The organism is Kitasatospora sp. NPDC048540 (genome assembly GCF_040651175.1).
Lineage (GTDB): Bacteria > Actinomycetota > Actinomycetes > Streptomycetales > Streptomycetaceae > Kitasatospora.
This window is the reverse complement of sequence record NZ_JBEZIR010000056.1, coordinates 16,396-41,070: the sequence shown is the minus strand read 5'-3', so window position 1 is coordinate 41,070 and position 24,675 is coordinate 16,396. Positions and strand designations below refer to the sequence as shown.

Here is a 24,675-nt window from a genome sequence, read left to right as displayed (position 1 = left end):
GCGACGACGCCACGTACCCGTGCCGGTCGAAGGCGCCGATCCGCGCGAACTCGCATGGACGCGGCCGAGGCTACCGCCGCGTCGGCGGGCGGCGCACCACGGGTTTTGCGGCCGGGCGACAGCCTGCTGCTCCAGGCCTGGGCCACCGCCCCGCCCCGTCCGCCGCAGTCCCTCGGCCGCCGCGACCATCTGTCTGCAATCCGTGCCGCGAGGGAGGCACTGAACTTGATCTGGTGCTGTTGGCGTTGGTGTGCGGTACGCGCTGACCGACCAGGCATCCTGAGCCGCCTCACGGGAAACCCCGTCGACCGCGTGGGCGAGGCTGTCTAGGCTGCACTGCGTGATTCCCGCACTGCGCGTCCGCCGACTCTTCCACACCGTGGAGGAGTACCAGGGTGTGGACGTCTTCCTCACCGTAGTGGATCCGTGGCTGGACGAGCACGCCGGTGCCGTCCGGGAAGCCCTCGCGCCGCTGGCCGCCTTCGGGGGATGGACACGGACCGAGTACGAGTTCGGCGATCCTCTGGAGACGTTGTATGCGCTCAGCCGCGTCAGCGACGCACTGATCTACAAGTTCCAGCCGCGGCTGCCTCCGGGCTCCGGGATTCCCTGGGCGCACGAGATCCACGAGCCTGAGCGCTGGCCGCATGGCACCCGGGACCAGTACCTGGCTGCGTTCTCCCGGCTCGGAATGGCCCCGATCGGCGACGTCGCATTCGAACCGTTCTTCCATGAGGTCGTCCACGTTGCGCAGCACGAGCGCCCGGAGGCGCCGGTTGAGATCACCGGGACGGTCTGGCCGGGCCTGATGCTCGGGGAGATGCTGTTCAGCCGCACCGGTGTGACGGTGCGTGCCGGCGCCCAGCACCTGGTCGCGGGCATCGCGGACCGGTCGCCGCTCCACGACGTGTTCATGCGCCGTTACCGGGAGACGTTCGACGGGTCGCTGGGCTGGGGCCACAACTCGCAGTGGAAGACCGACTTCCGCCGCGACTACCTCACCGATACCGCCTTCCGCTTCAACGTCGACGAGGAACCCGACTCGGAGCAGGACATTCTCGGCAAACCGAGGCGGCTGACTCCGGCCGAGCGATCGGACCTGGTGCGGCACCGCTGCTTGACCCGTCCCCTCCAGGACCCAGCTGCCTCGCAAGACGCCAGCCCGGGCGGGCGACTCACCATCTCGCGGACCTGATCCAGTCCGAGGTCGGGTCCCTCCGTGCCGACACCTCATCTCTGCCCTCTGGCATCTGCCTGCTTTGTCCCCGAGCCCGATGCCGTTTCGGCCGCCGATGCTGCCACGGCCGGGTCTGTAAAAAGAACGGCTCTGTCCCGTAATCGGTGGTAACGAAGGGTGACGGTCGTCGTTGTTGTTACGTGCGAGATGCCAACGACCTTGTGAGCATAGTGTTTTCGGGACTGTCGGCGCTGGTCGTCCAGGACGTGGTGGACGAGGGCGAGGTCATCCGGGTGTCGGCCCGGACCCAGGACGAGCCTGTGCCGTGCCCAGCATGCGGGCAGCCGACGCCGCACGTGCATGGCTTCCATCATCGAGTGGTCGCGGATGTGCCGGTGGACGGTCGGCGGGTCGTGGTGTCGGTGCGAGTCCGACGCCTGACCTGCCCGGTTCTGGGTTGCCCGCGCCAGACGTTCCGTGAGCAGGTCCCCGGCCTGATCGAACGCTACCAGCGGCGCACGCGCCGTCTCGCCGACCAACTCGGTTAGATCGTGGAGGAGTTAGCGGGCCGGGCGGGCGCCCGCCTCTCCCGTGTCCTGGCTGCGACGGTCTCCCGCTCGACCGCCCTGCGCGTGCTCATGCGCCAGTCGGTGCCGCGGCTGCGCGTCCCGCGCGTGCTGGGGGTCGACGACTTCGCCCTGCGCCGGCGTCAGCGTTACGCCACTGTGCTCATCGACGCCGAGACCGGCGAGCGGATCGACGTGCTTCCCGACCGCACCACCCAGACTCTGGTCGCGTGGCTGTGCGAGCACCCCGGGGCCGAGTACGTCTGCCGGGACGGCTCCGGCTCCTACGGCGAGGCGATCCGCCAGCCCCTCCCCGAAGCGGTGCAGGTCAGCGACAGATGGCACTTGTGGAGCAACCTGTGTGGCAAGGTCCTGGCCGAGATTCGCTCCCACGCCGCCTGCTGGGCCACCGCCGTGAACCCAATCCGGCCCGGAGGCGTACGCGAGCAGACCACCCGCGAACGCTGGCACCGGGTCCACAAGCTGCTCGGCCAGGGCATCGGGCTGCTCGAATGTGCCCGCCGCCTCGACGTCGCGCTGAACACTGTCAAGCGGTACGCCCGCATGAAGGAGCCCACCGCCGACCGCCGCGCACCCCGCTACAAACCCACGCTGGTCGATCCCTACCGTGACCACCTGCGCCGGCGCAGGGCTGAGGACCCCGCGGTACCCGTCACCCACCTCCTGCGCGAGATCAGGGAGCTCGGCTACACCGGGAGCGCGAACCTCCTGGTCCGCTACATCACCCAGGGCCGCGCCGATGGTGACAGGCCCGTCACCACCCCGCGGCGCTTTACCCGCCTCCTCCTCACCCGTCCCGAGAACCTGCGGGACAAGGACACCGTCCTCCTGAGGGAGCTCACCCAAAGTTGTTCCGAGATGACCGAACTCGCCCGTCTCATCGGAGAGTTCGCGCAACCTGGTGCCGGCCGAGGGTAACGACGCCAAGCTCACCGACTGGATCACATCAGTTCGCTCCGTCGACCTGCCCCACCTGCACTCCTTCGCGAACGGCCTGGAACTCGACCGGGCCGCCGTCGACGCCGGACTCACCCTCCCGTTCCACAACGGCCGCACCGAGGGCGTCAACACACGAACCAAGCGGATCATGAGGCAGATGCACGGCCGAGCCGGATTCCCCCTGCTCCGCCACCGCATCCTCCTCCAGTGATTACTGCACAGCGCTACCACCGATTACGGGACAGAGCCGTTCAATGGACAGACCCAATCTGGTCCGTTGGTGCTGCTGTCGGTGATGGGTGACAGCGGTGAGTATTGGTCAGCGGGTGGAGCTGTCCGGGGCGTAGCCCGTTTGGCTACGCCCCGGTAGGTCGCACCCGATCGCGTTCACCGCGGATCGGGCAGGTCAGCGCTGCAGGGTAAGGACGGCCGGCCGGTAGGGTAGTTGCACGTAGGGCTGTCCGTCCGAGCTGGGGGACCTGCCCTGGTAGAGGAACTGCAGGTTGCAGGGGTCGATGGTCATGGTCTGGTCGGGGTTGTCGCGGACCAGGTCACCGTGGCTGATGTCGTTGGTCCAGGTGGCACCGCTGTTGGACTTGCCCGCGAAGGGGTTGCTCTCGGTGGCGGCCTGCGGGGTCCACGAACCGCTCAGGCTGGAGGCCGTGAACGAGCGGAAGAAGCGCCCGTTCGCGCCCTGGGCCTCAACGATCATCAGGTACTGGTTCTGGCCCTGCAGCTTGTACACCTGCGGCGCCTCGAACAGGTTGGCCGGTGTGTCGCTCATGATCGTGGTGTAGGAGGAGCCGAAGCTGCCCGGGAAGTTCCCGATCGGCATGCTCGCCCGGTACATGCTGCCGTTGTCACCGGCGAAGAACAGGTACATGTTCTGGTCGTCGGCGATCAGGGTCGGGTCGATCGCGCCGCCGGTGGGGAGGCTGCCGGTGAACAGCGGCTGCGGCGCGGACCAGCCGTTGGGGTTGGTGGGGTCGCTGGACGTGCGGTAGGTGAAGGGCCAGGTGGTACCCCACCCCAGTGAGGCCAGCACCCAGGTGTTCTTGGGCGCGAAGTAGAACAGTTGGGGCGCCACCGCGGACTGGGGCAACCCGGTCTGGGTGGCCGTCGCCATGTCCGACCAGTTCGTGAAGGGACTGAACCCCATCGTGCCCCACGACGATCCGTCAGAGGTGGTCGCGTAGACCAGGTGCTTGCCGCTGTACGTCACGGTGGTGAAGTCCTTCAGGGCCACCCACCCGTTCGCCGGCTGCGCCAGCGGACCATTCGAGGTCCACCGGTAGGTCGACGGGAGAGCACACGTGGTCGGCGTCCCGGACATGCCGGTCCACTTCTGGTTGCTGCCGCCGGAGCACGACCAGAGCTGCACCGCCGTGCCGTTGGCCGTAGCGCCGCCCGACACGTCCAGGCACAGCCCGGACTCCACGCCGACGACCGTGCCGTCGGTGTTCACCCGCCACTGCTGGTTCGCGCCGCCGTTACAGGCCCAGATCTCCACCCGGGTACCGGCCGTGGTGGCGTGGCCCGGGACGTCCAGGCACTTGTTGCCGTACACGGTCAGCTGGTTGCTGTCCGACCGCGTCCACTGCTGGTTGGTCCCGCCCGTGCAGTCCCAGATCTGCATGAGCGTGCCGTCGGTCTGGCTGGCGTTCGGCACATCGAGACACCGACCGGAACCCACGCCGCGCAGGGCACCGGTGGTGGCCGCCTGGGCCGGGTTGGCGACGAGCATCGCCGCCAACGCCACCACGGCTGCAACCATGGCGGTGAGCACCACAGGCAGCGGCCTGCGGCTTGAACTTGGTGTGCGCATAGGGATCTCCTGTGTGAATGGGTGGAGCTGTCACACGGCTTTGTTATCGCTAACATTCATGGCAGCCGTGATCTTCGTCAGGTTGCGCTGCGGTACTGGTGGGTATTTCACCCCTCCTGCTCGTGGCGGTCCCGGCGGGGTGAGGGGATGTGGCGGAGCAATGTGCCCACCCGCGGCTCAGCTCACCTGAAGTTCCAGTGCTCCACCCGCCGACCCGGAAGGCCGGACGCAGTGACAGACGCGGTGGAGCGGCTTCCTGGGTGGTGCCGCGACCGCCCTGCGGCGGCCGCGGCACCCGACGCCGGATCAGATGAACCGCCACAGGTGGTCGCTGGTGCCGTGGTCGTCCCAGAGCACGGCCTGGGCTCCCTGGGCGGTGGAGCCGCCGGAGATACCGAGGACGCGGCCGCTGCTGGCGCACTGGATCCTGAAGGCGTCGCCGCCGCCGTGGCGCAGGCGCCAGCGGTGGTCGGCCGCGCCGTTGTCGGCCCACTGGACGATCTGGGCGCCGTTGGCGGTGCCGCCGTTCTCCACGGCGAGGACCTTGTCGCTGTTGGAGTTGCGCAGGCGCAGGTAGCCGCCGGTGTCGAGGACGGCCGTCCAGAGGTGGTCGGCGGTGCCGTTGTCACCCCACTGCAGGGCGGTGCCCCCGTCGACGGTGGACATGTTCTGGATGCCGAGGACGAGTCCGCTGGCGACGTTCTGGATCCGCCTGGCACCGACGGGGAGGAACTGCCACTGGCCGGCGGCGGCGCCGCTGTCGGGCAGCTGTACGGCTGCGGCTCCCTGGGCGGTGGAGCCGCCTTCGATGCCGAGCAGCTTGCCGGTTTGGACGTTCTGGAACTTGTGGTAGCCGTTGCCCGCGTCGACGACGGTCCACCGGTGGTCGGCGGTGCCGGTGTCGCCCCACTGGAGGATCGGGGCGTTGTCGGCGGTGGACATGTCCTTCACGCCGAGGACCTTGCCGCTGTTGACGTTGCGCAGCCGCAGTGCGGTGCCGTCGACGACGAGGGCCCAGTTGTGGTCGGCGGTGCCGGTGTCGGGCCACTGCAGGGCGAGGCCGCCGTCGGCGGTGGACATGTTCTGGATGCCGAGGACGAGTCCGCTGGCCGCGTTGACCAGACGGAAACTCGAACTGTCGGTCCGCCAGTAGACGGTGTAGTTGAAGCCCTGGGCGTCGTGGAACGGGACGAGGTTGACCGTCGCTCCGTTGGCGGTGGCCGTGAAGGCGAGGGCGGTGCTGCTGGTCCGGGTGATCGTGGCGGCGTCCAGGGCCGGGAGGGCGGACAGCGCGGTGCTGCCGTAGTTGCCGGCCAGGACGGCGGGGCCGTAGGTGACCGCCGCGACACCGGGGCTGTCGTTGGCGGCCTGTAGGGCCACCCGCATGGGGAGCTTCACGGTGACGGTGTCACCGGAGACCCAGGACCGGGTGAGGGTGGCGTACGTGCCCGGGGTGACCGCGACGCTCTGCGCGACGCCGTTGACGCTGATCGTGGCGCCCGAGGTCCAGCCGGGGATGCGGACGCGCATGGACCACGTCCCGCCGACGCTGCCGGTGACCTTGACCGTCGTGGTGTCTTCGGCCGGGTACACGGTGGTCTGGGTGACCGTGATTCCCCGCTGGGTCCAGTCCAAGACGGACGGGAGGAACAGGTTCACCGTGAGGGTGGTGCCGTCGTGGAAGTAGATGGAGTCCATCAGCTTGGTGTTGGACTCGACGCCTGTTCCCTGGCAGCACCAGAACGTGCCGTAGTCGGTGCTCCAAGTGCCGCCGCCCCAGGCCGGGCCCTTGCCCCGGCGGCCGCCCGGGTTGAGGGAGCTGAAGTACGTGATGTGGCCGTGCGGGTCGGCCGGATTCTGGGCGCCGATAATGTGGTTGAGCAGCGCCTTCTCGTAGAAGTCGAAGTACGAGGCCCGGTCGGGGCTCAGCTGCCACAGCTCCCGGGTCAGCTTGAGCATGTTGTAAGAGTTGCAGAGCTCGCAGGTGTCGTCGGTGAGGTAGCCGGAGATGGCGTTCGCCGCCCGGAAGTGCTCCGCCTGGCTGTTGCCGCCGATGGCGTAGGTGTGCGAGCCGGTGGTGATCGCCCAGGCATTGGCGGCGATGTCACGGTAGCGGGTCCTCCCGGTGGCCTTGTACTCGCGGACGGCTCCGATCCACTTGGGCACCTGCGTGTTGGCGTGTATGCCGCCCAGCTGGTCCAGGTTTGCGGCGAGCGGGTCGAAGACCGCGGCGTGGTCGAACCGCTGTGCGGTGGTGAGCCAACGGGCGTCACCGGTCTGCTGGTAGAGCTCGGCCAGCACCTCGTTCATGCCGCCGAACTCGGTGCCCAGCATCGACTGCATCGTGCCGTAGCTGAGCGCGGCGGTGCGGCGGTCGACCCAGCCGGCGAGCGCGAGGAGCACGTCGCGGGCCTGGGTGTTGCCCAGCAGGCGCCATACGTCGAGCAGACCGGCCATGGTCTTGTGGACGCAGTAGTACGGGACGTTGCCGTTGCTCAGCTTGCCCGCTTCAAGGTTGGCGAAGTCGGCCTCGGGGAAGCCCGAGAGGTAGCCGGCGGAGAAGCCCGCGGCGGCATTGTTGGCCTGGCACTTGGCGAGTTCGGCCACCATCTGGTTGGCCTTGTCGCGGCAGGTGGTGTCCCCGAGCGCGGCGGCGGCCTGGGCCCACGCCGAGAGGAAGTGGCCCTGCACGTGGGTACGGAAGGGGAATCCCGGGTCGTCCCAACCCCCGTTCGCGGCAGCGGCGTTGGTGGAGAGCCGGTGGTTGGCGCGGAAGTTGTACAGCAGGCGGTCGACGTCGACGAAGCGGAGGTACGCCAGGGTTCGGTTCTGGTTGTCGAGCCATCGGCTGCTGGTGAGCCGGACCTGACCCAGCTCGAACGGCACCGTCGACACTCCGACGTCGGACCTGGCCGGGGGCGTCTCCGCCGCAGCGGACCCGGGGCTGAGGACGGGGCCGGCAGCCGCGGCCACGGCCGCGACGCCGGTCGCCTTGAACATGGCACGGCGGTTGAAGGCGTGAGCCGGCATGGCGAACTCCATGGTGCGTAAGAGAAGAAATCGGGGAGTACAGCGGCCAAGGGATCCGCGCACAAGGGCTGTTCGGCTCCAACCGGCTACCGCAGGGGTGGCGCTACAGCTTGCCGAGTTCGACGTGGTCGGGTGGACCTCCAGGTACCGGTCCTGCCGTCGGAGCAGCTGCCGACGGTGGAGCCGTAGTCCTTCGCGTGGGCGTGCGTCGCCGCCCCGGGGTCTTGGTGCGACGCCCGCTTGTTGCAAGAGTGTTAACGCTCACAATTAGGGTGTCAATACTTTCGACGGCAGTGCCGGCAAAGCCGTCCACCGCCCTGTGCGCTCCTGCTCTGCTCCTCTCGGGGCCCTACGAGACGGCGGGGTCACCGGTGAAGCCGGTGCCACCGTGGACATCGCGACTGGGGGAGCGGTCGAGACCGGCGCGGGCCGGGTGACCTGCGTCGGCACCGTGCTCGGCCGCGACCTCGCCCGGGACCCGGCCGCCTGGCTGGCGCCGGTCGCCGTCGGTGGCCGGCACGACCTGCCGGGGTCCGCCACCGGCACCACCGGCACCGCCCCCGACGGGCGCTGGGTCCACGTGGTGCACAACTGGAGCTGGCAACCGGCCGAGGTCCGGACACCCGAGGGCCTGGACGACGCGCTGGACGGCAGAGCGCTCGACCAGGGCGCCCGAGTCCGGCTCGGCGCCTGGGACGGGCGGGTCTTCACCTCCCGCCGACCCGCCACGGCCGTACATGTATCGCGGCCGTGGAGTGACGCGCCAAGAGAAGTGACGGCGATATATCCGATGTCTCTCGTCCGGCCACCTCGCCGAGCGAGTTCTTGCACCACCAGAAAATACTGCAGGCCACTCCGTTGAAAGGCCCACTTCCCCGATCTCGACGGCCCCTCCGCGCCCTGACGGCAATTCGCCAAACCTCACAAGAGGCGAGAGATTCATCGGATCAACCTCCGTACGAGAGGCTTGACATGACCGCGGGCTCGGCGGTTTGCTCGAGGCAGGGTGTTTGATCTCGATCGGTTCTGGTCGGTTCCGTTCCCCTATTGCTCGGCTTCTGCCCACAAGGCCAGCAGCGCGCCCCTTCCTCCACTCCGTCCGCCTGGAGCACCCGGAACCGCAGCGCAATCCAGCTCCCGGACTACCTGTTCAAGTCCTGAACAGCTGTGCGGCTCCCCGCGTGCTTCGCCACAGCAGCGGCCCGGCCGGTGCGCCCGCACTTCCGGCCCACTCCGCGCCCCCCACGTCTGCCGGCAACAGGTCGTGAGCGTGCCGCGCTGAAACACGTCCTCATAGGAGAGGTGAAACCTTGTCCCCCAGTCCTTCGCGCGACAGCCGGCCGATCAGCCGGTGGCGAACCGCGCTCGCCGGGCTGCTCGCCCTGCTCGGTGCTTTCGCGGCGGTGCTGATTCCAGCCGCACAAGCGCAGGCGGCCCCCGTGGCATTCACGCTGGGAGCCACCCGCACCGACCAGAACGGGAACGCACTCCAGTTGCACGGGCTGGGCATCGTCAAGGCGGGGAGCACCTGGTACGGCTTCGGCGAGGACAAGACCGGCGAGACGTCGGCGAACACCTCGTTCCAGGACATCCCCTGCTACACCTCCGGCGACCTCGGCACCTGGACCTACATGGGCATGGCACTGGCCAAGCAGAGCAGCGGCGATCTGGGGCCGAATCGGATCGTCGAGCGGCCGAAGGTCATCTACAACGCGTCGACCAGCACGTACGTGATGTACGTGCACATCGACAACGCCGACTACTCCGACGCGAAGGCCGGCGTGGCCACCAGCAGCACCCCCTGCGGCCCGTACACCTACCGGGGCAGCTTCCGGCCGCTGGGCAACGTCAGCCGTGACCTGGGTCTGTTCCAGGAGACCGACGGCACCGGCTACCTGCTGACCGAGGACCGCAGCAGCGGCGGCCTGCGGATCGACAGGCTCTCCGCCGACTACCTCTCGGCGGACAGCTCGGTCGCGCTCCTGGGCGGCGGCAGCATCGAGTCACCAGCCATGGTGAAGGTGGGCGGCGCCTACTACCTGTTGGGGTCGCATCTGTCGGGCTGGTACACCAACGACAACGTGTACGCCACCGCCACGTCCCCGAGCGGACCGTGGTCGCCCTGGCGGGGCCTGGCCGCCCCCGGCACCAACACGTACGACAGCCAGACGGCCAACATCATTACCGTCCAGGGCTCCTCGGGCACCACGTACATCTACGCCGGTGACCGCTGGAACACCCGCGACCTGGGCAACTCCAAGCTGATCTGGCTCCCGCTGACCATCAGGGGGACGACTGTGAACCTCGGCCAGTACCCCACCTGGTCCCTCGACACGTCCGCGGGCACCTGGTCGGCTGGCGGTGGAATCCCCGCCGCCGGCACCTACACCCCTACCAACGCGGCCAGTTCGATGCTGCTGGATGTGTCCGGTGCCTCCACCTCCAACGGAGGCGGGGTCATCCAATGGCCGCAGACCGGCGGTGCCAACCAGAAATGGACGCTCACCAAGGTGGCGGACAACATCTACACCCTGACCAGCGTCAACAGTGGACTGTGCCTGGACGTCCCCGGCTACTCGGCCACCACCGGCGTGCAGGCGCAGCAGTGGACCTGCAACGGCGGCACCAACCAGCAGTGGGCACTGGACCTCACCGGCAGCCTCACCGGCGGCAGGTACGTGCTGGTCGGCATCGGCAGCGGCCTGACCCTTGGCACCGGCGGCTCGACCACACAGGGAGTGGCCGTGGACCAGGAGAACGCCGGCAGTGCGAGTGCTGCCAGCGAGAACTGGACCCTGTCCTGACCGGCTGACAGCAACGGGCCCGCCCCGCGACCGGGCCCGTCGTCACCTCGCCGGGCCACAGACGCCGACGGCCTCAACACCATCGTTCAAGGTCGAACAGAAGGACTTGCGGTGCCGGATTTCATCTCGCGCAGGTCGGTTCTCGCCGGCATGGCGGCCATGACGGTTGCCGCCACGGTCGGCTCCGCCGCCATGACGACGCCCGCGTACGCGGCGGCGTCCGCCGACCCGCTGCCGCTGCCTCCCCTGCGTATCCGCAGACCGACCTGGGCCTCGAACAGCAGCCGGACTCCAAGATCCAGTGGCTGATGGACGCCAAGCTGGGCATGTTCATCCACTGGGGCCGTACGCGGGCCCGGCCAACGGCGAGTGGTACATGCACAATGCCGCGATCACCCCGGCGAACTACCAGAAGTACGTCACCGACGCGACCAGCCAGCAGTTCACCGCCGATGCCTACAACCCGGCGGCCTGGGCCCAGCCGGCGAAGGACTTCGGGGCGAAGTACGCGACGCTCACCACCCGCCACCACGACGGCTTCGCGCTGTGGCCGTTGAACCACCCCAACGCCTGGCACTCCGGGCAGGCACCGCTCAACCGTGACTTCGTCAAGGACTACGTCGCGGCGGTGCGGGCGGCCGGTCTGAGGGTGGGCCTGTACTACTCGCCGATCGACTGGCGCTACCCCGGCTACTACGACGTGACCGGCACCAACTGCGCGACCAACCCCTGGGGTTACACCACCGATCCCGCGCACAGGGAGAACGCGCGGATCACGAAGACCGAGGTGTACCAGTCGGTCAAGGAGCTGGTCACCCAGTACAGTGTGATCGACGACCTGTGGTGGGACGGCGGCTGGATCGCGGAGCAGGGCACCGACGCGTCCGGCGCGTTCTTCTGGGAACCCGGCCAGTACCGCGACAGCGCCAACCAGTGGCAGGTGGACGCCACGTACGGCGAGACCGACACCAGTGGCAAGCCGCTGGGCCTGATGGGCATGGTCCGCAAGCACCAGCCCGACATCGTCGCCACCTCGCGCTCCAGCTGGAAGGGTGACTACGACAGCGACGAGGGCCCAGGGGTCCCGAGCGGCTCGATCCGCACGGGCAGGCTCGTCGAGAAGGTCTTCAGCGTCGGCGGCCCGTGGGGCTACTCCAACTCCCCTGTCATGAGCTACGGCAACGCGATGGACATCCTGGTCAACTGCTGGGTGCGGAACATGACCGTGATGGTCAACGTCGGCCCGGACCGGCACGGCACCGTCCCCGACGCCCAGGCCAACCTGCTGCGGCAGATCGGCACCTTCATGACCGCGTGCGGCCAGGCCGTCTACGGCACCCGCGGCGGCCCGTGGAACCCGGTCGACGGCCAGTACGGCTTCACGTACAAGGACAGCACCTTCTACGTCCACCTGCTGTCCGGCTACAACGGCACCTCGTTCACCACCCCGGCGGTCGGCGACGCACAGGTCACCCGCGTGTTCGACGTACGGTCCGGCGGCAACCTCTCCTACAGCGTCAGCGCGGACGGCCGGGTCACCGGCATCGACCGCACCACCCACCGTCAGGACAGCGTCGTCGGCGTCGTCCTGGACCGGAGCGTGCAGCCGGCCGACATCGCCGCCGGCAGGACCGCGACCGCCGACAGCGAGGAGAGCTCCAAGGGCAACACCGCGGCCAAGGCGATCGACGGGGCCACCGCCACCCGCTGGTGCGCGAACGACGGCAGTACCGGCCACTGGCTGAACGTCGACCTCGGCTCGACCCGCTCCCTGACCGGCACCCGGATCGCCTGGGAGCTGGACAAGACCAATTACCGGTACAAGATCGAGGGCTCCACCGACAACGCCGGCTGGACCAGGTTGGCCGACCTCACCGCGATGACCGGCACCAGCCAGGTCCAGGCGACGGCGCCCTCGCCGGGCAGGCCGTCGAGCGCCCCCAACCTTCTCGACCTGCACCCCCTGCAGCTCTTCCAGATCGACGGCAACTTCGGCATCACCGCCGCCATCGCCGAGGCACTGCTCCAGAGCCACAACAGTGTCCTACGGCTGCTGCCCGCCCTACCCCCGTCCTGGCCCTCCGGTGACGTCCGCGGCCTGCGCGCCCGGGGCGGGCTCACCGTCGGCCTGAGCTGGCGCCGGGGCCTGCTGACCGGGGCCGAACTGCGGGCCGCCCGGGACGTGACGGTCGACCTGCGCCTGCCCGCGCGCGAAGGCGGGCCCGTCCTGACCGACCACGACGGCCGGCTGGTCGCGGCCGCCGCACCCCCCCGGCGACGCGCGGCGCTTCCGGGTCCGGCTGTCGGCGGGCGGCCGGTACCGGCTCTCCTACCTGGGCCCGGACATCGGGCACTGAACGGGGGCGCGGTGGCGCAGGGGCAGCGAGGAAGCTCGGGTGGGGGCGGGATCGTCGCGGTGCCGGTCCCGGCCAGACCAGCAGCACGGGACAGGGTGCGTGGTCGACGACGAATCCCCATGTGACCGGCTCTCCCGGCCTCGGAGTACAACGACGGCTCCGCCCCGCCCGGCCCGTTCGGCCGTCGGGGTGCTATCCGCCCACCCCGACCGGATGGCGGGGCGAGGATGCTGCTGCCGCCGGGCGGGGTGCCCGCTCGTTCGAGCGGGCACCCCGTGACGTCAGTACGGGGGCTCGGGACGGGCCCCTGCCGCGCCTCCGGCCACCGCCCGGCGAATCGCGGGTCCGGGGCGCAAACCGGCGGGTACCGCGGGGCCAGGGCCAGTGGTTCCGGCCTTTGGGGAGGCTGGCCTGCCTTCACCGTGCCGGGCCGAACCCTCCCCAGACCGAGGTGGGCCCGCTGGACGACTGGGCTTCGACCCGGTAGCTGTCGTTCGCGGCGCTGCGCGTGCCGGTGGCGTGGTTGAACTGGCCGGCGAACTCGTGTTGTCCGGCCGGCACCGTGCGGCCCGGCTTCAGGACCCAGCGGTAGACCAGCACGCCGCCGGACTCCTGAGCGGTGACGGTGAAGTCCTCGCTCGGCAGGGTCCGCCAGTTGCCGGTGTCCCGTACGCCGCCGGTCTGGGCGATGCGCAGCTCGACGGTGAGTGAGGTGAGCGGCTGGGCGGTCTTGAGGACGAGATTGTTCTGGGCCCAGTAGACCGTGCTGTGCGAGTCGACCGATCCCTCCGACCACAGCGATCCGTCCTGGGGGTGGCTGCTCGCCGAGGGGGTCGGCCGCGGACCGGTCGGTGTGATGGTGGCCGGGGCCGGCGCGGGTGCCGCGGCGACGCTGCCCGGGGCGGCCGATGGCATCGGCGAAGGGGTGACCGTCGGAGACGGGGCGGCCGGAGCGGTGGTGGCGGTGTCCGACGGCGGTGGCGTCCGGACGATGCCGGCGACGGCGAGGCCGCCGGTCGCCAGGATGCCGGCGACGGCGAGGCCTGCGAGGGAGGCCTTGGGCCACGACCTCGCGAACGGCGGTGTTCGGTGGCGGGCGGGAGGGCCGGCCGCGCCGCGTTCGACGCGGGCCAGGATCCGTGCGCGGTCGGGCTGGTGGGCTTCGGCGGCCTCGCGCAGCCGTCGGGTGATGTGGTCGTTCACCGTTCGTTCCTCCTTCCTGTCGCCAGTTCGCCGACCGCTCGTGCGCCGAGTGCGCGTTCCAGCTCGGCCATGCCCTTCGAGGTCTGGCTCTTCACCGTACCGACCGAGACGCCCAGGGCCGCGGCGGTGTCCTTCTCCGACAGGTCGAAGGCGTGGCGCAGCACCACGCACGCCCGCTTGCGGAACGGCAGCCGGGCGAGCGCCGAACGGACGTCCAGCACGGCAGCCATGTCCGGGCCGTCCGTTCTTTCCGGGGCGCGGGACCAGAACAGCAGGACCCGGCGCCGCTCGCGGACCGCGCTGCGAATCCGGGCCCGGGCCATGTTGGCGACCACCCCTCGCGCGTAGGCGAGCGGGTGGTCGGCGGTGCGGAGCCGGTCCCAGCGCTGCCACAGGGCGAGCAGGGCGTCTGCGGCGAGGTCGTCGGCCGCGTCCGTCTCGCCGGTCAGGAGGTGGGCGAGACGGGCGAGTTCGGCGTAGTGGCGTTCGAAGAAGTCGTGGAACTCCGCGGATGCGGCATCGAGGAGCATTTCCCCCGGTCGCCCTCTCCCTGCAATGTGAGCGCTAACAACAGGCGTTAGCCTAGCAGTGCCCGTCTCCAGGCCGGGGCGGTGGTCGCCCCGGCGGGGGACCACCGCCGGCCGGCGGGCGAGCGGCGCGGTCAATGCCGGGCGAACTGGACTCGGGTCGGCTGGACGACGTCCGGCTTCACCGCGATCCCGTCGACGGTCAGTTGCTCCCCGTAGACGTCGGTGACCCTGATCGGCCCGCCGCACCCGCTACCGTCGGGGGAGAGGAAGTAGTTGTAGTCGGTGCGGGCGAGCTGCCGCCAGCCGGTGGCAGTCCTGACCTCCAGTGCCGCCACCGGGTTCCGGTGGCCGATTACCTGGATCCCGCACCACCACTGGCTGGACCCGCTCTTGTACCGGATCGACATCGTGTCCGGCGCCGTGCCGGGGCTCAGCACCGTCCAGGTGATCGGTAGGCGGCCCACCGAGAGTTCGGCGAGCTTGGCGAAGGCCTCGTGGCTGAGGTCGAGCTGCCCGGGCGCGCAGGGCAAGGGGCACTCGTTGACGATCCGCACCGTGATGCTGGCCCCGTTGGCGGCGCGGACGAGCACCGACGCCCCGCACGCCTTGGACGACTCGTAGTCGGTGTGGTTCATCGCCGCGATCATGAGATCGCCGGACGGACCGAACGAGCAGGCGCCGTTGCCGTCGGCGGCGTCGTAGGAGGTCGCGACGCCCTGGTAGCTCGTCCCGGGCTTGATCCGCCCGGCCGGCGACGCCGCGGCCGGTGCGGCGCCGGTACCGCTGGTGGCGGCCGACGGTGACGGGGCGGCCGAGACGGGGGTGGCCGTGGTGGCCGACGGCCGCGGCGTGGGACTGGCCGCGGGCGCGGGGCTGGTCACCGACGGCGCCGCCGCCGAGGGCGTGGAACCGGTCGGGACGCCGGAGGAGGGCGGAGCGCTCGACTCGGTGGCCGCCGCGGAGTCGGCGGCACCCCCGCGGCCCGGCAGGAGTGCGAAGGCCAGGCACACCAGCACACCGACCGCCGCCAGCGCCAACGGAATGCCCATGACCAGCCCACGCCCGCGGTTCGACTGCGGGGCGGCGTGCTTCGTTGCCCTCATTCCCATCCATTCGGTAGATCGACTCGACGTTGCACTGCGCAGTGGGCGCCGGGGAGCGAAAAGGTTGCCGCCCAGTCGAAGATTCTCGTGGCCCACGCCCGGCCTTGACGATCGGGCACGGGCCTGAACAAATGCCCGGTTCACCTGGTCACGGCAGGTCACGCCACGGCCGGTCGGGGCCCCGGCTGCGGCGTAACATGCCCGGAATGTCCACAGTTGCCGTGATCGCGGTCGTCGTTCTCGCCCTCCTGCACGTCTACATCCTGGTCCTGGAGATGTTCCTGTGGACCACTCCTCGGGCCCGGGCCGGGCCTCCTTCGGCACGTCCGAGGAGTTCGCGGTCTCGACCAAGGCGATGGCCGCCAACCAGGGCCTGTACAACGGCTTCCTGGCGGCGGGTCTCCTCTGGGGCGCTCTCGCCTCCGACCCGGTCGGGTTCCCGGCGCGGGTCTTCTTCGCGTCCTGCGTCGCCGCCGCCGGCCTGTTCGGCGCCGTGGCGTCCTCCCGCAAGATCCTCTTCGTGCAGACCGTGCCCGCCCTTGCGTACTCGCCTTGGTGCTTCTGGCCCGTTGAGTCCGCCGGGGAGCGAACGCATGTCGCCCTCGGCCGTCCGATGGAGGACGGCCGAGGGCGAGGGCGTTCGGGGTGGTTCCGGGGTCAGGAACCGGCCCGGCGTTTGTTGTAGACGTCGAAGCCGACGGCCGCGAGCAGTACCAGGCCCTTGATGACCTGCTGGTAGTCGGTGCCGACGCCGACCAGTGACATGCCGTTGTTCAGCACGCCGAGCACCAGGCCGCCGATGATCGCGCCGAGGACGGTGCCCACGCCGCCGCTGGCCGAGGCGCCGCCGATGAACGCGGCGGCGATGGCCTCCAGCTCGAAGTTGATGCCGGCCTGCGGGGTGCCGGCGTTGAGGCGTGCGGCGAAGACCAGCCCGGCCAGCGCCGCGAGGACGCCCATGTTGGTGAAGGCGAGGAAGACGACCCGCTTGCTCTTCACCCCGGACAGCTTGGCCGCCGGCTCGTTGCCGCCGATGGCGTAGGTGTGCCGCCCGATGATGGAGTTGCGCATCAGGTAGCCGAAGCCGACCAGCAGCGCGCCGAGGATCAGCAGCACGATCGGCACGCCGTGGTAGCTGGCCAGCAGCAGGGTGAAGACGACCACGGCCGCGGTGATCACGGCGAGCTTGGCCAGGAACAGCGCGAGGGGGAGCGGATCCAGCCCGTACGAGACGGTCTGCCGCCGGCCGCGCACCTCCTGCAGGATCGCGACGGCCAGCACCGCGAGGCCCAGCAGCAGGGTGAGGTTGTGGTAGTTGGTGCGCGGTCCGACTTCGGGGAGGAAGCCGCTGCTGATGCTCTGGAAGCCCTTGGGGAACGGCGCCACCGACTGGCCCTGGAGCAGGATCTGGGTGCCGCCACGGAACAGCAGCATGCCCGCCAGGGTGACGATGAAGGACGGGATCCCCAGGTAGGCGATCCAGAAGCCCTGCCAGGCGCCGGCGAGGGCGCCGATCACCAGCGCGGCCAGCACCGCCACGGGCCACGGCAGGTGGTGCTTGACCATCATCACCGCGGCGGCGGCCCCCACGAAGGCGGCCAGCGAGCCGACCGAGAGGTCGATGTGCCCGGCGATGATGACGATCATCATCCCGATCGCCAGAATGAGGATGTAGCCGTTCTGCTGGATCAGGTTGGTGATGTTGAGCGGCTGGAGCAGGATGCCGTCCGTCCAGACCTGGAACAGCAGCACGATCAGCGCGAGGGCGAGCAGCATGCCGTACTGGCGCACGTTGCCGCGCAGCGCGCGGGCCAGCACGCCGCCGAGCGAGGGGCCGGGGCCGGCCTGCGGTGCCTTCGGGGACGAATCCGGGATGATCTCGGTCTGGGCCATGCCTCACACCTGCTCGTTGCTGGATGCGGCGCTCATGGTCATGAGCCGCATGAGGGATTCCTGGGTGGCGTCGGCACGGGCCACCTCGCCGGTGATCCGGCCTTCGGCCATGGTGTAGATCCGGTCGCACAGGCCCAGGAGTTCGGGGAGTTCGGACGAAATGACGAGCACGGCCTTGCCCTGGGCGGCCAACTCGGCGATAACCGTGTAGATCTCCGCCTTCGCGCCGATGTCGATGCCGCGGGTGGGCTCGTCGAGGATCAGCACCTCCGGCTCGGCGAAGATCCACTTGCTGAGGACGACCTTCTGCTGGTTGCCGCCGCTGAGCGTGCCGGTCCGGGTGAACACCGTCGGGGCCTTGATGTTCATGGTGCGCCGGAAGGACTCGGCGACCTTGGCCTCCTCGTGCCGGTCGACCCGGCCGTGCCGGGCGACCTTGCCGAGCGCGCTCAGCGAGATGTTCCGGCTGATGTCGTCGATGAGATTGAGGCCGAGCTGCTTGCGGTCCTCGGTGACGTACGCGATGCCGTGCCCGATCGCCTCGGGCACCGTCCGGGTGCGGATCTCCCGGCCGTGCAGCCGCACCCGGCCGGCGGCCCACCGCCCGTACGAGCGGCCGAAGACGCTCATCGCCAGCTCGGTACGGCCGGCGCCCATCAGGCCGGCGATGCCGACGATCTCACCGCGCCGCACCTTCAGCGAGGCGCCGTCCACCACCATGCGCTGCTGGTCGATCGGGTGTCGGACGCTCCAATCCTCGACCTCGAAGGCGACCTCGCCGATGTCGGGGGTGCGCTCGGGGTAGCGGTGCTCCAGGTCGCGGCCGACCATGCCGCGGATGATCCGGTCTTCGGAGATGCCCCCGGGGCCGATCGCGATGGTCTCGATGGTCTGCCCGTCGCGCAGGATGGTCACGGCGTCCGCGACCCGGGCGATCTCGTTCAGCTTGTGCGAGATGATGATGCAGGAGATGCCCTGCGCCTTGAGTTCGAGGATCAGGTCGAGCAGCTTGCGGCTGTCCTCGTCGTTCAGCGCCGCGGTCGGCTCGTCCAGGATGAGCAGCTTGACCTTCTTGGCCAGCGCCTTGGCGATCTCGACCAGCTGCTGCTTGCCCACGCCGAGGTCGGCGATCCGGGTGTGCGGGCTCTCGTCGAGGCCGACCTGGCGGAGCAGTTCGGCGGCGTGGGTGAGCGTCCGGTGCCAGCTGATGATGCCGCGGGAGGCGTGCTCGTTGCCGAGGAAGACGTTCTCGGCGATGGAGAGGTACGGCACCAGCGCCAGTTCCTGGTGGATGATGACGATGCCGCGCTGCTCGCTGGCCCGGATGTCCCTGAACCGGCAGGGCTCGCCCTCGAAGAGGATCTCGCCCTCGTAGGCGCCGTGCGGGTAGACGCCGCTGAGCACCTTCATCAGGGTGGACTTGCCAGCGCCGTTCTCGCCGCAGATGGCGTGCACCTCGCCGGCGGCGACGCTGAGGTTGACCTCGGAGAGCGCCTTGACGCCGGGGAACGACTTGCTGATCGACCGCATCTCGAGAACGGGTCCAGCCATGGGTATGCGTCCGTATCGTTCGGGGCGGTGCGGTGGGGGAGGAGGGCCCGGGCCCCGGGGAGCCCGGGTCCCGCACCGCCGGTTTCGGTGGGGCCCGTTCGGCCGGGCCCCGCGGGCTACTTGAGCTGGTCCGCGGTGTACTGACCGCTGTCGACCAGGACCTTCTGGTAGTTGTCCTTGTCGACACTGACCGGCTGGAGCAGCTGGGCCGGGACGGTCTTCACGCCGTTGTTGTACTGGCTGGTGTCGTTGACCTCGGGCTTTCCGCCGGTCAGCAGTGCGTCGCCCATCTGGACGGCGGCCTTGGCTAGCTGGCGGGTGTCCTTGTAGACGGTCTGGGTCTGCTCGCCCGCGATGATCGACTTCACCGAGGCCAGCTCGCCGTCCTGGCCCGTGACGACGGGCAGCGACTTGGCGGTGCCGTAGCCGACGCCCTTGAGGGAGGACAGGATACCGATCGAGATGCCGTCGTACGGCGAGAGCACGGCGTCGACGTGGGCGGAGGTGTAGGCCTTGCTCAGCAGGTTGTCCATCCGGGACTGGGCGACACCGCCGTCCCAGCGCAGCGTTGCGACCTGGTTGAAGTCGGTCTGGCCGCTCTGCACGACCAGCTTCTTCTGGTCGATGTACGGCTTGAGGACGCTCATCGCGCCGTTGAAGAAGAAGGTGGCGTTGTTGTCGTCCGGCGAACCGGCGAACAGCTCGATGTTGAACGGCCCCTTGCCGTCCTTGAGGCCGAGCTTGTCGACGATGTAGCTGCCCTGGAGGACACCGACCTTCGTGTTGTCGAAGGTCGCGTAGTAGTCGACGTTCGCCGTGCCGCGGATCAGCCGGTCGTAGGAGATCACCGGGATGTGGGCGTCGGCGGCTTTCTGCAGCACGTTGGTGAGGGAGGAGCCGTCGATGGCGGCGATCACCAGCAGCTTGGCACCCTTGGTGATCATGTTCTCGACCTGGGAGACCTGGTTCTCCACCACGTTGTCGCCGTACTGCAGGTCGGTCTTGTAGCCCTTGGCCTGGAACTCCTTGACCATGTTGTTGCCGTCGTTGATCCAGCGTTCCGACGACTTGGTCGGCATCGCGATGCCGACCAGGCCCCCCTTGGCGTCGCCCTTGGCGGGGGCGTCACCGGCACCGTTGGCGCTCTGGCCGCAGGCCGCCAGCGAGAGCACCAGGCCCGCGGCGACCAGACCCGCCGAAATCTTCCGCACAGTTCCTCCAGTGATGTTCCGCGACCGGGCACAGGGCGCCCCTGCTGGGCGACTGGGAGCGGTCGAGCGGGGCCGGCCGGAGCGGTCCCTCGCGCTGTGGAACGTCGGGGTGGCAATGGCTCTGGCCTGGCGTGAAATGAAGTGTTAACGCTCACAACGGTGGCGTCAAGGGGCATGGGATCACCGTTGGATCGCGGTGCGCCGCCGCCAGGTCCGGGCTGGACGCGCTCCACTGGAGCGGGCGGTCCCACCGGAGTTCGAAGAGTGAGGGTTCGGTGAATTGTCGGTGAGCTGCCGCTCCTCGTGCAGGGTCAGGACATCATCGCCCACCCGCCGGGCACGCAGTCGGTCGGCCCGTGATGGCTAGGGCCAGGTCACCACCAAGGTGGTGACCTGGGCCCGGGCTCCCAGGACGGAGCCCCGGCCCGGCTCGCGTTCCGGGTGGCGCCCCGGGACGGCGCCCGACGATGGCGGCGGTTCCTCGGCCCGGACGGTCGGATGTGTGACTCGACCGCGCACCGGGAAGGCGTCCGGGTGCCTGGATCCCGTCCGCCTCGCCGCGCCCGATCGGGCGCTGCGGTTGGGGTGAAGCCGTGAACGCCCACCCTCCGCGGGCCACACGTGGGCGGCCCGCGCGGCTGGTAAGAAGAGAGCCGCCCGATGGACCGAGGGTGACGGATCGGGGTGGACCCGGTCGCGTACTGTGGTAACAGCCGAGGAGGGGACTGCGAGTGGGAACCGAGAGTGCCGGGACGGAACAGCGCCAGCCCGTGATGGCGGACGTGGCGAAACTGGCGGGTGTGTCCCACCAGACGGTGTCCCGGGTGCTCAACGGTGCCCCGCACGTCCGGCCGGACACCCGGGACCGGGTGCTGGCGGCCATCCGGGAGCTGGACTACCGGCCCAACTCCGCCGCCCGCGCCCTGGTCACCCGTCGCTCGCAGACCCTTGGCGTCGTCAGCTTCGACTCGACGCTCTACGGGCCCGCCTCGATGCTGGACGGAATCGAGCAGGCCGCACGCAGCGCCGGGTACTTCGTCAGCGTGACCAGCCTGCACTCGCTGGACGGCCGATCGGTCCAGGAGGCCGTCGACCGGCTGCGCCATCAGGGGGTGGAGGGCGTCGTGGTGATCGCGCCGCAGACCTCCGCCGTCAGCGCGGTGGCCCGGCTCTCCAGCTCGGTGCCGGTCGTCGCGGTCGGATCGGGCAAGCAGACGCAGGTGCCGATGGTGTCGGTGGGCAACCGCTTCGGTGCCGGAGAGGCCACCGGGCACCTGCTCGACCTGGGCCACCGCACCGTGCACCACGTGGCGGGACCGGCCAACTGGCTGGAGAGCCAGGACCGAGAGGAAGGGTGGCGCCTCACGCTGCAGGCGGCGGGAGCCCCCGTGCCGGACGTGGAGCGTGGCGACTGGAGTGCCCGCTCGGGCTACCAGGCGGGGCTGCGGATCGCCGAACTGTCCGATGTCACCGCCGTCTTCTGCGCCAACGATCACATGGCCCTCGGCCTGCTGCGCGCCCTGAACGAGGCCGGCCGGTCGGTCCCGGCGGAGATCAGCGTGGTCGGCTTCGACGACATCCCGGAGGCCGCCTACTTCATCCCGCCGCTGACCACCGTGCGGCAGGACTTCGGCGAACTCGGCAGGCGGGCCCTGGAACTGCTCGTCGAGGAGCTGGAGGGCACCACGCCCTCTCCGGCCCATGTGCAGATCTCCCCGGAGCTGGTGCTGCGCCGCAGTGTGGGCCCCGCTGCCCGGCGTTGAAGCGCTGACAGGTTCGCTGTAACGCCCCCGTTTCTCTCGTTCCGCACGTAGCTGCCGACCAGGGAACTTCTCTTGACACGGATTTTGTTAGCGTTCACAATTCCTGTGAGCGTTAACAGGCGCCTCCAGCTCCACCGGCCGAGCACTGACATCCCGCTTCTGAGTGCTCGGCCGGTGGCCCCGCGTTCCGCCCTTTATGAGGGAGAGGTAGCGGAACGGCGCCTGTCGCCGGTGCGCTCCCCCCCCCGCCCCGGTCATGGACCGCACCGGCGACAGGCGACAACAGTTGCTCACGGCGCCAACGCCGTTCCCCCCGTACGAAGGATGAGCACACGTGACCGTCAATCCCGCCGTTCCAGATCCGGACCGCTACGTGGTCGGAATCGACTTCGGCACTCTCTCCGGCCGCGCCGTGGTCGTCCGGGTGCGGGACGGCGAGGAGGTGGGAGCCGCCGTCCACGACTACCCGCACGCCGTCATCGAGCGCGAACTGCCCGGCGCCGGCCGGCCGCTCCCGCCCGACTGGGCGCTGCAGCACCCCGGTGACTGGCGCGAGGTGCTGCACACCGCCGTCCCGGCCGCACTCGCCGCCGCCGGGGTCGACCCGGCGCACGTCATCGGGATCGCCACCGACTTCACGGCCTGCACCGTCCTGCCGGTACTCGCCGACGGCACCCCGCTCGCCGAGACGTCCGCGTGGGCGACCCGCCCGCATGCCTGGCCCAAGCTCTGGAAGCACCACGCCGCCCAGGGCCAGGCCGACCGGATCAACGCCCTGGCCCACGCCCGGGGCGAGAAGTGGATCTCCCGCTACGGTGGCCGGATCTCCGCCGAGTGGCAGTACGCCAAGGCGCTCCAGGTCCTGGAGGAGGACCCGGCCGTCTACGCCGCGACCGCCCGCTGGATCGAGGCCGCCGACTGGATCGTCTGGCAGCTGACCGGCGCCGAGAGCCGCAACGCCTGCACAGCCGGCTACAAGGGCATCCACCAAGACGGGAGTTACCCGAGCGAGGACTACCTCGCCGCGCTCCACCCGGACTTCGCGGACTTCGCCCGCACCCGACTGGAGCACCCGCTCTCTCCGCTCGGCTCCCGGGTCGGTTCCCTCACCGCACGGGCGGCGCAGTGGACCGGCCTGCACGAGGGCATCGCGGTCGCCGCCGGTAACGTCGACGCCCACGTCGCCGCCCCGGCCGCCCGCGCCGTCGACAACGGCCGGCTCCTCGCCATCATGGGCACGTCCACCTGTCACGTCGTCAACGGCGCGTCCCTCGCCGAGGTCCCCGGCATCTGCGGCGTGGTCGAGAACGGCATCGTCGCCGGCTCCTACGGCTACGAGGCCGGCCAGAGCGCCGTCGGCGACATCTTCGCCTGGTGGCTGCGCCAGGGCGTGCCCGCCGACTACCTGGCCGAGGCCGAGGCCGACGGCGAGGACCTGCACCGGCTGCTCAGCCGCAAGGCCGCCGCCCAACCCGTCGGCGCCCACGGCCTGGTGGCGCTCGACTGGATGAACGGCAACCGCTCCACCCTGGTCGACCACCACCTGTCCGGCGTGATCGTCGGACTCACCCTCGCCACCCGCCCCGAGGAGATCTACCGGGCCCTGCTGGAGGCCACCGCCTTCGGCACCCGGGTCATCGTCGAGGCCTTGGAACGAGGCGGGGTCCCGGTGGCCGAGTTCATCGTCACCGGCGGCCTCAAGAAGAACGCCCTGCTGATGCAGATCTACGCCGACGTGCTGCGTCGGCCGGTCTCGGTGGCCGAGTCGGAGCAGGGTCCCGCGCTCGGCTCGGCGATCCATGCCGCGGTCGCCGCCGGGGCGTACCCGGACGTACGGACCGCGGCCGACGCCATGGGCCGGGTGCAGAGGGGCGCCTACCGGCCGGACCCGGCCGCCGCCGACGTGTACGACCGGCTCTTCGCCGAGTACCGCGCCCTGCACGACCACTTCGGTCTCGGGGCCGACAAGCTCCTGCACCGCCTGCGCGACATCCGGAACGCCGCCCTCACCACACCGAACGAGGCCTTGTGAATCCGACCATCGACGCCGTCCGCCGCCAGGTCAGCGACCTGCACCAGGAACTGGTCCGCTACAACCTGGTGGTCTGGACCGCCGGCAACGTCTCCGCCCGCGTCCCCGGCGCGGACCTGCTGGTCATCAAGCCCAGCGGCGTCTCCTACGAGGAGCTCACGCCGCAGAACATGATCGTCTGCGATCTGGACGGCAACGTCGTCGAAGGCGGCCACGCACCGTCCTCCGACACCGCCGCGCACGCCTACGTCTACCGCCACCTCCCCGAGGTCGGCGGGGTGGTCCACACCCACTCCACCTACGCCTGCGCCTGGGCCGCCCGCGGCGAGGCCGTCCCCTGCGTCCTCACCGCGATGGCCGACGAGTTCGGCGCCGAGATCCCTGTCGGCCCCTTCGCCCTGATCGGCGACGACTCGATCGGCCGGGGCATCGTGGACACCCTCCAGAGCCACCGCTCGCCCGCCGTCCTGATGCAGAACCACGGCGTCTTCACCATCGGCAAGGACGCCAAGGCGGCCGTCAAGGCCGCCGTGATGTGCGAGGACGTCGCCCGCACCGTCCACCTCTCCCGCCAGCTCGGCGAGCCCCTGCCGATCGCGCAGACGGACATCGACAGTCTCAACTTCCGCTACCAGAACGTCTACGGCCAGCCCCAGGCCCGGTGAGGAGC

General features: G+C 70.0%; 16 protein-coding genes and 2 pseudogenes. 9 read left to right on the top strand and 9 right to left on the bottom strand.

Annotation, left to right across the window (positions count from 1 at the left end; translation table 11 throughout):
- The first annotated feature begins 340 nt into the window (after positions 1 to 340).
- Together AB0D08_RS22130 and AB0D08_RS22125 are read left to right on the top strand one after the other, a co-directional pair.
- Positions 341 to 1,195, top strand: coding sequence for a hypothetical protein (locus AB0D08_RS22130; RefSeq protein WP_359890917.1), 855 nt, complete (start codon positions 341 to 343; stop codon positions 1,193 to 1,195).
- A 212-nt stretch (positions 1,196 to 1,407) separates the two neighbouring features.
- Positions 1,408 to 2,914 (top strand): annotated as a pseudogene (locus tag AB0D08_RS22125) (ISL3 family transposase).
- Positions 2,915 to 3,109: 195 nt separating this feature from the next.
- Here the strand turns inward: AB0D08_RS22125 and AB0D08_RS22120 are convergent.
- A complete protein-coding gene (locus AB0D08_RS22120; RefSeq protein ID WP_359890914.1) occupies positions 3,110 to 4,528 on the bottom strand; it encodes a non-reducing end alpha-L-arabinofuranosidase family hydrolase in 1,419 nt (472 codons plus the stop codon).
- A 306-nt stretch (positions 4,529 to 4,834) separates the two neighbouring features.
- Entirely contained in the window at positions 4,835 to 7,558 is a 2,724-nt protein-coding gene (locus AB0D08_RS22115) for a beta-L-arabinofuranosidase domain-containing protein (RefSeq protein WP_359890911.1), read from the bottom strand.
- A 388-nt stretch (positions 7,559 to 7,946) separates the two neighbouring features.
- Here AB0D08_RS22115 and AB0D08_RS22110 point away from each other — a divergent pair, with 388 nt between their 5' ends.
- Positions 7,947 to 8,420 (top strand): hypothetical protein, encoded by a 474-nt coding sequence (locus AB0D08_RS22110; protein WP_359890908.1) that lies wholly within the window; start codon positions 7,947 to 7,949, stop codon positions 8,418 to 8,420.
- A gap of 577 nt (positions 8,421 to 8,997) precedes the next feature.
- Positions 8,998 to 10,362 (top strand): RICIN domain-containing protein, encoded by a 1,365-nt coding sequence (locus tag AB0D08_RS22105; RefSeq protein ID WP_359890905.1) that lies wholly within the window; start codon positions 8,998 to 9,000, stop codon positions 10,360 to 10,362.
- 86 nt (positions 10,363 to 10,448) lie between these two features.
- Here the strand turns inward: AB0D08_RS22105 and AB0D08_RS22100 are convergent, their stop codons facing one another.
- Positions 10,449 to 10,700, bottom strand: coding sequence for a hypothetical protein (locus tag AB0D08_RS22100; RefSeq protein WP_359890903.1), 252 nt, complete (start codon positions 10,698 to 10,700; stop codon positions 10,449 to 10,451).
- Between the two features lie 38 nt (positions 10,701 to 10,738).
- Here AB0D08_RS22100 and AB0D08_RS22095 point away from each other — a divergent pair, with 38 nt between their 5' ends.
- Positions 10,739 to 12,844 carry an alpha-L-fucosidase gene (locus tag AB0D08_RS22095; protein WP_359890900.1) on the top strand — a complete coding sequence of 702 codons (2,106 nt, stop codon included), beginning with the start codon at positions 10,739 to 10,741 and terminating at the stop codon, positions 12,842 to 12,844.
- A 292-nt stretch (positions 12,845 to 13,136) separates the two neighbouring features.
- Here AB0D08_RS22095 and AB0D08_RS22090 read toward each other — a convergent pair whose 3' ends face one another.
- From AB0D08_RS22090 to AB0D08_RS22080, 3 genes are all read right to left on the bottom strand, one after another.
- Positions 13,137 to 13,922: a hypothetical protein gene (locus AB0D08_RS22090; protein WP_359890897.1), complete on the bottom strand. Its 786-nt coding sequence runs from the start codon at positions 13,920 to 13,922 to the stop codon at positions 13,137 to 13,139.
- A complete protein-coding gene (locus AB0D08_RS22085) occupies positions 13,919 to 14,452 on the bottom strand; it encodes a SigE family RNA polymerase sigma factor (RefSeq protein WP_359890894.1) in 534 nt (177 codons plus the stop codon). The genes AB0D08_RS22090 and AB0D08_RS22085 overlap by 4 nt, the downstream gene beginning before the upstream one ends.
- A gap of 131 nt (positions 14,453 to 14,583) precedes the next feature.
- Positions 14,584 to 15,555, bottom strand: a complete 972-nt coding sequence (locus AB0D08_RS22080) for an expansin EXLX1 family cellulose-binding protein (RefSeq protein ID WP_359890892.1) — start codon at positions 15,553 to 15,555, stop codon at positions 14,584 to 14,586.
- Between the two features lie 206 nt (positions 15,556 to 15,761).
- Between AB0D08_RS22080 and AB0D08_RS22075 the strand changes: the two are divergent.
- Positions 15,762 to 16,128, top strand: a pseudogene (locus AB0D08_RS22075) (DUF1304 domain-containing protein).
- Positions 16,129 to 16,212: 84 nt separating this feature from the next.
- On the opposite strand, the gene mmsB reads toward AB0D08_RS22075, so the two are convergent.
- The 3 genes from mmsB to chvE all read right to left on the bottom strand — a co-directional run bounded on the left by mmsB (position 16,213) and on the right by chvE (position 20,210).
- Positions 16,213 to 17,448, bottom strand: a complete 1,236-nt coding sequence (mmsB, locus tag AB0D08_RS22070; RefSeq protein WP_359890889.1) for a multiple monosaccharide ABC transporter permease — start codon at positions 17,446 to 17,448, stop codon at positions 16,213 to 16,215.
- A 3-nt stretch (positions 17,449 to 17,451) separates the two neighbouring features.
- Entirely contained in the window at positions 17,452 to 18,999 is a 1,548-nt protein-coding gene (gene mmsA / locus AB0D08_RS22065) for a multiple monosaccharide ABC transporter ATP-binding protein (protein WP_359890887.1), read from the bottom strand.
- Positions 19,000 to 19,115: 116 nt separating this feature from the next.
- Positions 19,116 to 20,210 (bottom strand): multiple monosaccharide ABC transporter substrate-binding protein, encoded by a 1,095-nt coding sequence (gene chvE / locus AB0D08_RS22060; RefSeq protein ID WP_359890884.1) that lies wholly within the window; start codon positions 20,208 to 20,210, stop codon positions 19,116 to 19,118.
- Between the two features lie 731 nt (positions 20,211 to 20,941).
- Here chvE and AB0D08_RS22055 point away from each other — a divergent pair.
- The 3 genes from AB0D08_RS22055 (at position 20,942) to AB0D08_RS22045 (ending at position 24,670) form a co-directional block, all read left to right on the top strand.
- Positions 20,942 to 21,973, top strand: coding sequence for a LacI family DNA-binding transcriptional regulator (locus AB0D08_RS22055; RefSeq protein WP_359890882.1), 1,032 nt, complete (start codon positions 20,942 to 20,944; stop codon positions 21,971 to 21,973).
- Positions 21,974 to 22,307: 334 nt separating this feature from the next.
- A complete protein-coding gene (locus AB0D08_RS22050) occupies positions 22,308 to 24,005 on the top strand; it encodes a ribulokinase (RefSeq protein ID WP_359890879.1) in 1,698 nt (565 codons plus the stop codon).
- The gene (locus AB0D08_RS22045; protein ID WP_359890876.1) at positions 24,002 to 24,670 is read left to right on the top strand and encodes an L-ribulose-5-phosphate 4-epimerase; all 669 of its coding nucleotides are present in this window, start codon (positions 24,002 to 24,004) and stop codon (positions 24,668 to 24,670) included. Before AB0D08_RS22050 ends, AB0D08_RS22045 begins: the two co-directional genes overlap by 4 nt.
- Positions 24,671 to 24,675 lie beyond the last annotated feature (5 nt).

What these genes read in the sequence shown, in the direction of transcription:
- AB0D08_RS22120 (WP_359890914.1), bottom strand. Translation starts at nt 4,528, where the DNA reads ATGCGCACACCAAGTTCAAGCCGCAGGCCGCTGCCTGTGGTGCTCACC.
- AB0D08_RS22115 (WP_359890911.1), bottom strand. Translation starts at nt 7,558, where the DNA reads ATGCCGGCTCACGCCTTCAACCGCCGTGCCATGTTCAAGGCGACCGGC.
- AB0D08_RS22095 (WP_359890900.1), top strand. Translation starts at nt 10,739, where the DNA reads ATGCACAATGCCGCGATCACCCCGGCGAACTACCAGAAGTACGTCACC.
- AB0D08_RS22085 (WP_359890894.1), bottom strand. Translation starts at nt 14,452, where the DNA reads ATGCTCCTCGATGCCGCATCCGCGGAGTTCCACGACTTCTTCGAACGC.
- AB0D08_RS22080 (WP_359890892.1), bottom strand. Translation starts at nt 15,555, where the DNA reads ATGAGGGCAACGAAGCACGCCGCCCCGCAGTCGAACCGCGGGCGTGGG.
- mmsB (WP_359890889.1), bottom strand. Translation starts at nt 17,448, where the DNA reads ATGGCCCAGACCGAGATCATCCCGGATTCGTCCCCGAAGGCACCGCAG.
- mmsA (WP_359890887.1), bottom strand. Translation starts at nt 18,999, where the DNA reads ATGGCTGGACCCGTTCTCGAGATGCGGTCGATCAGCAAGTCGTTCCCC.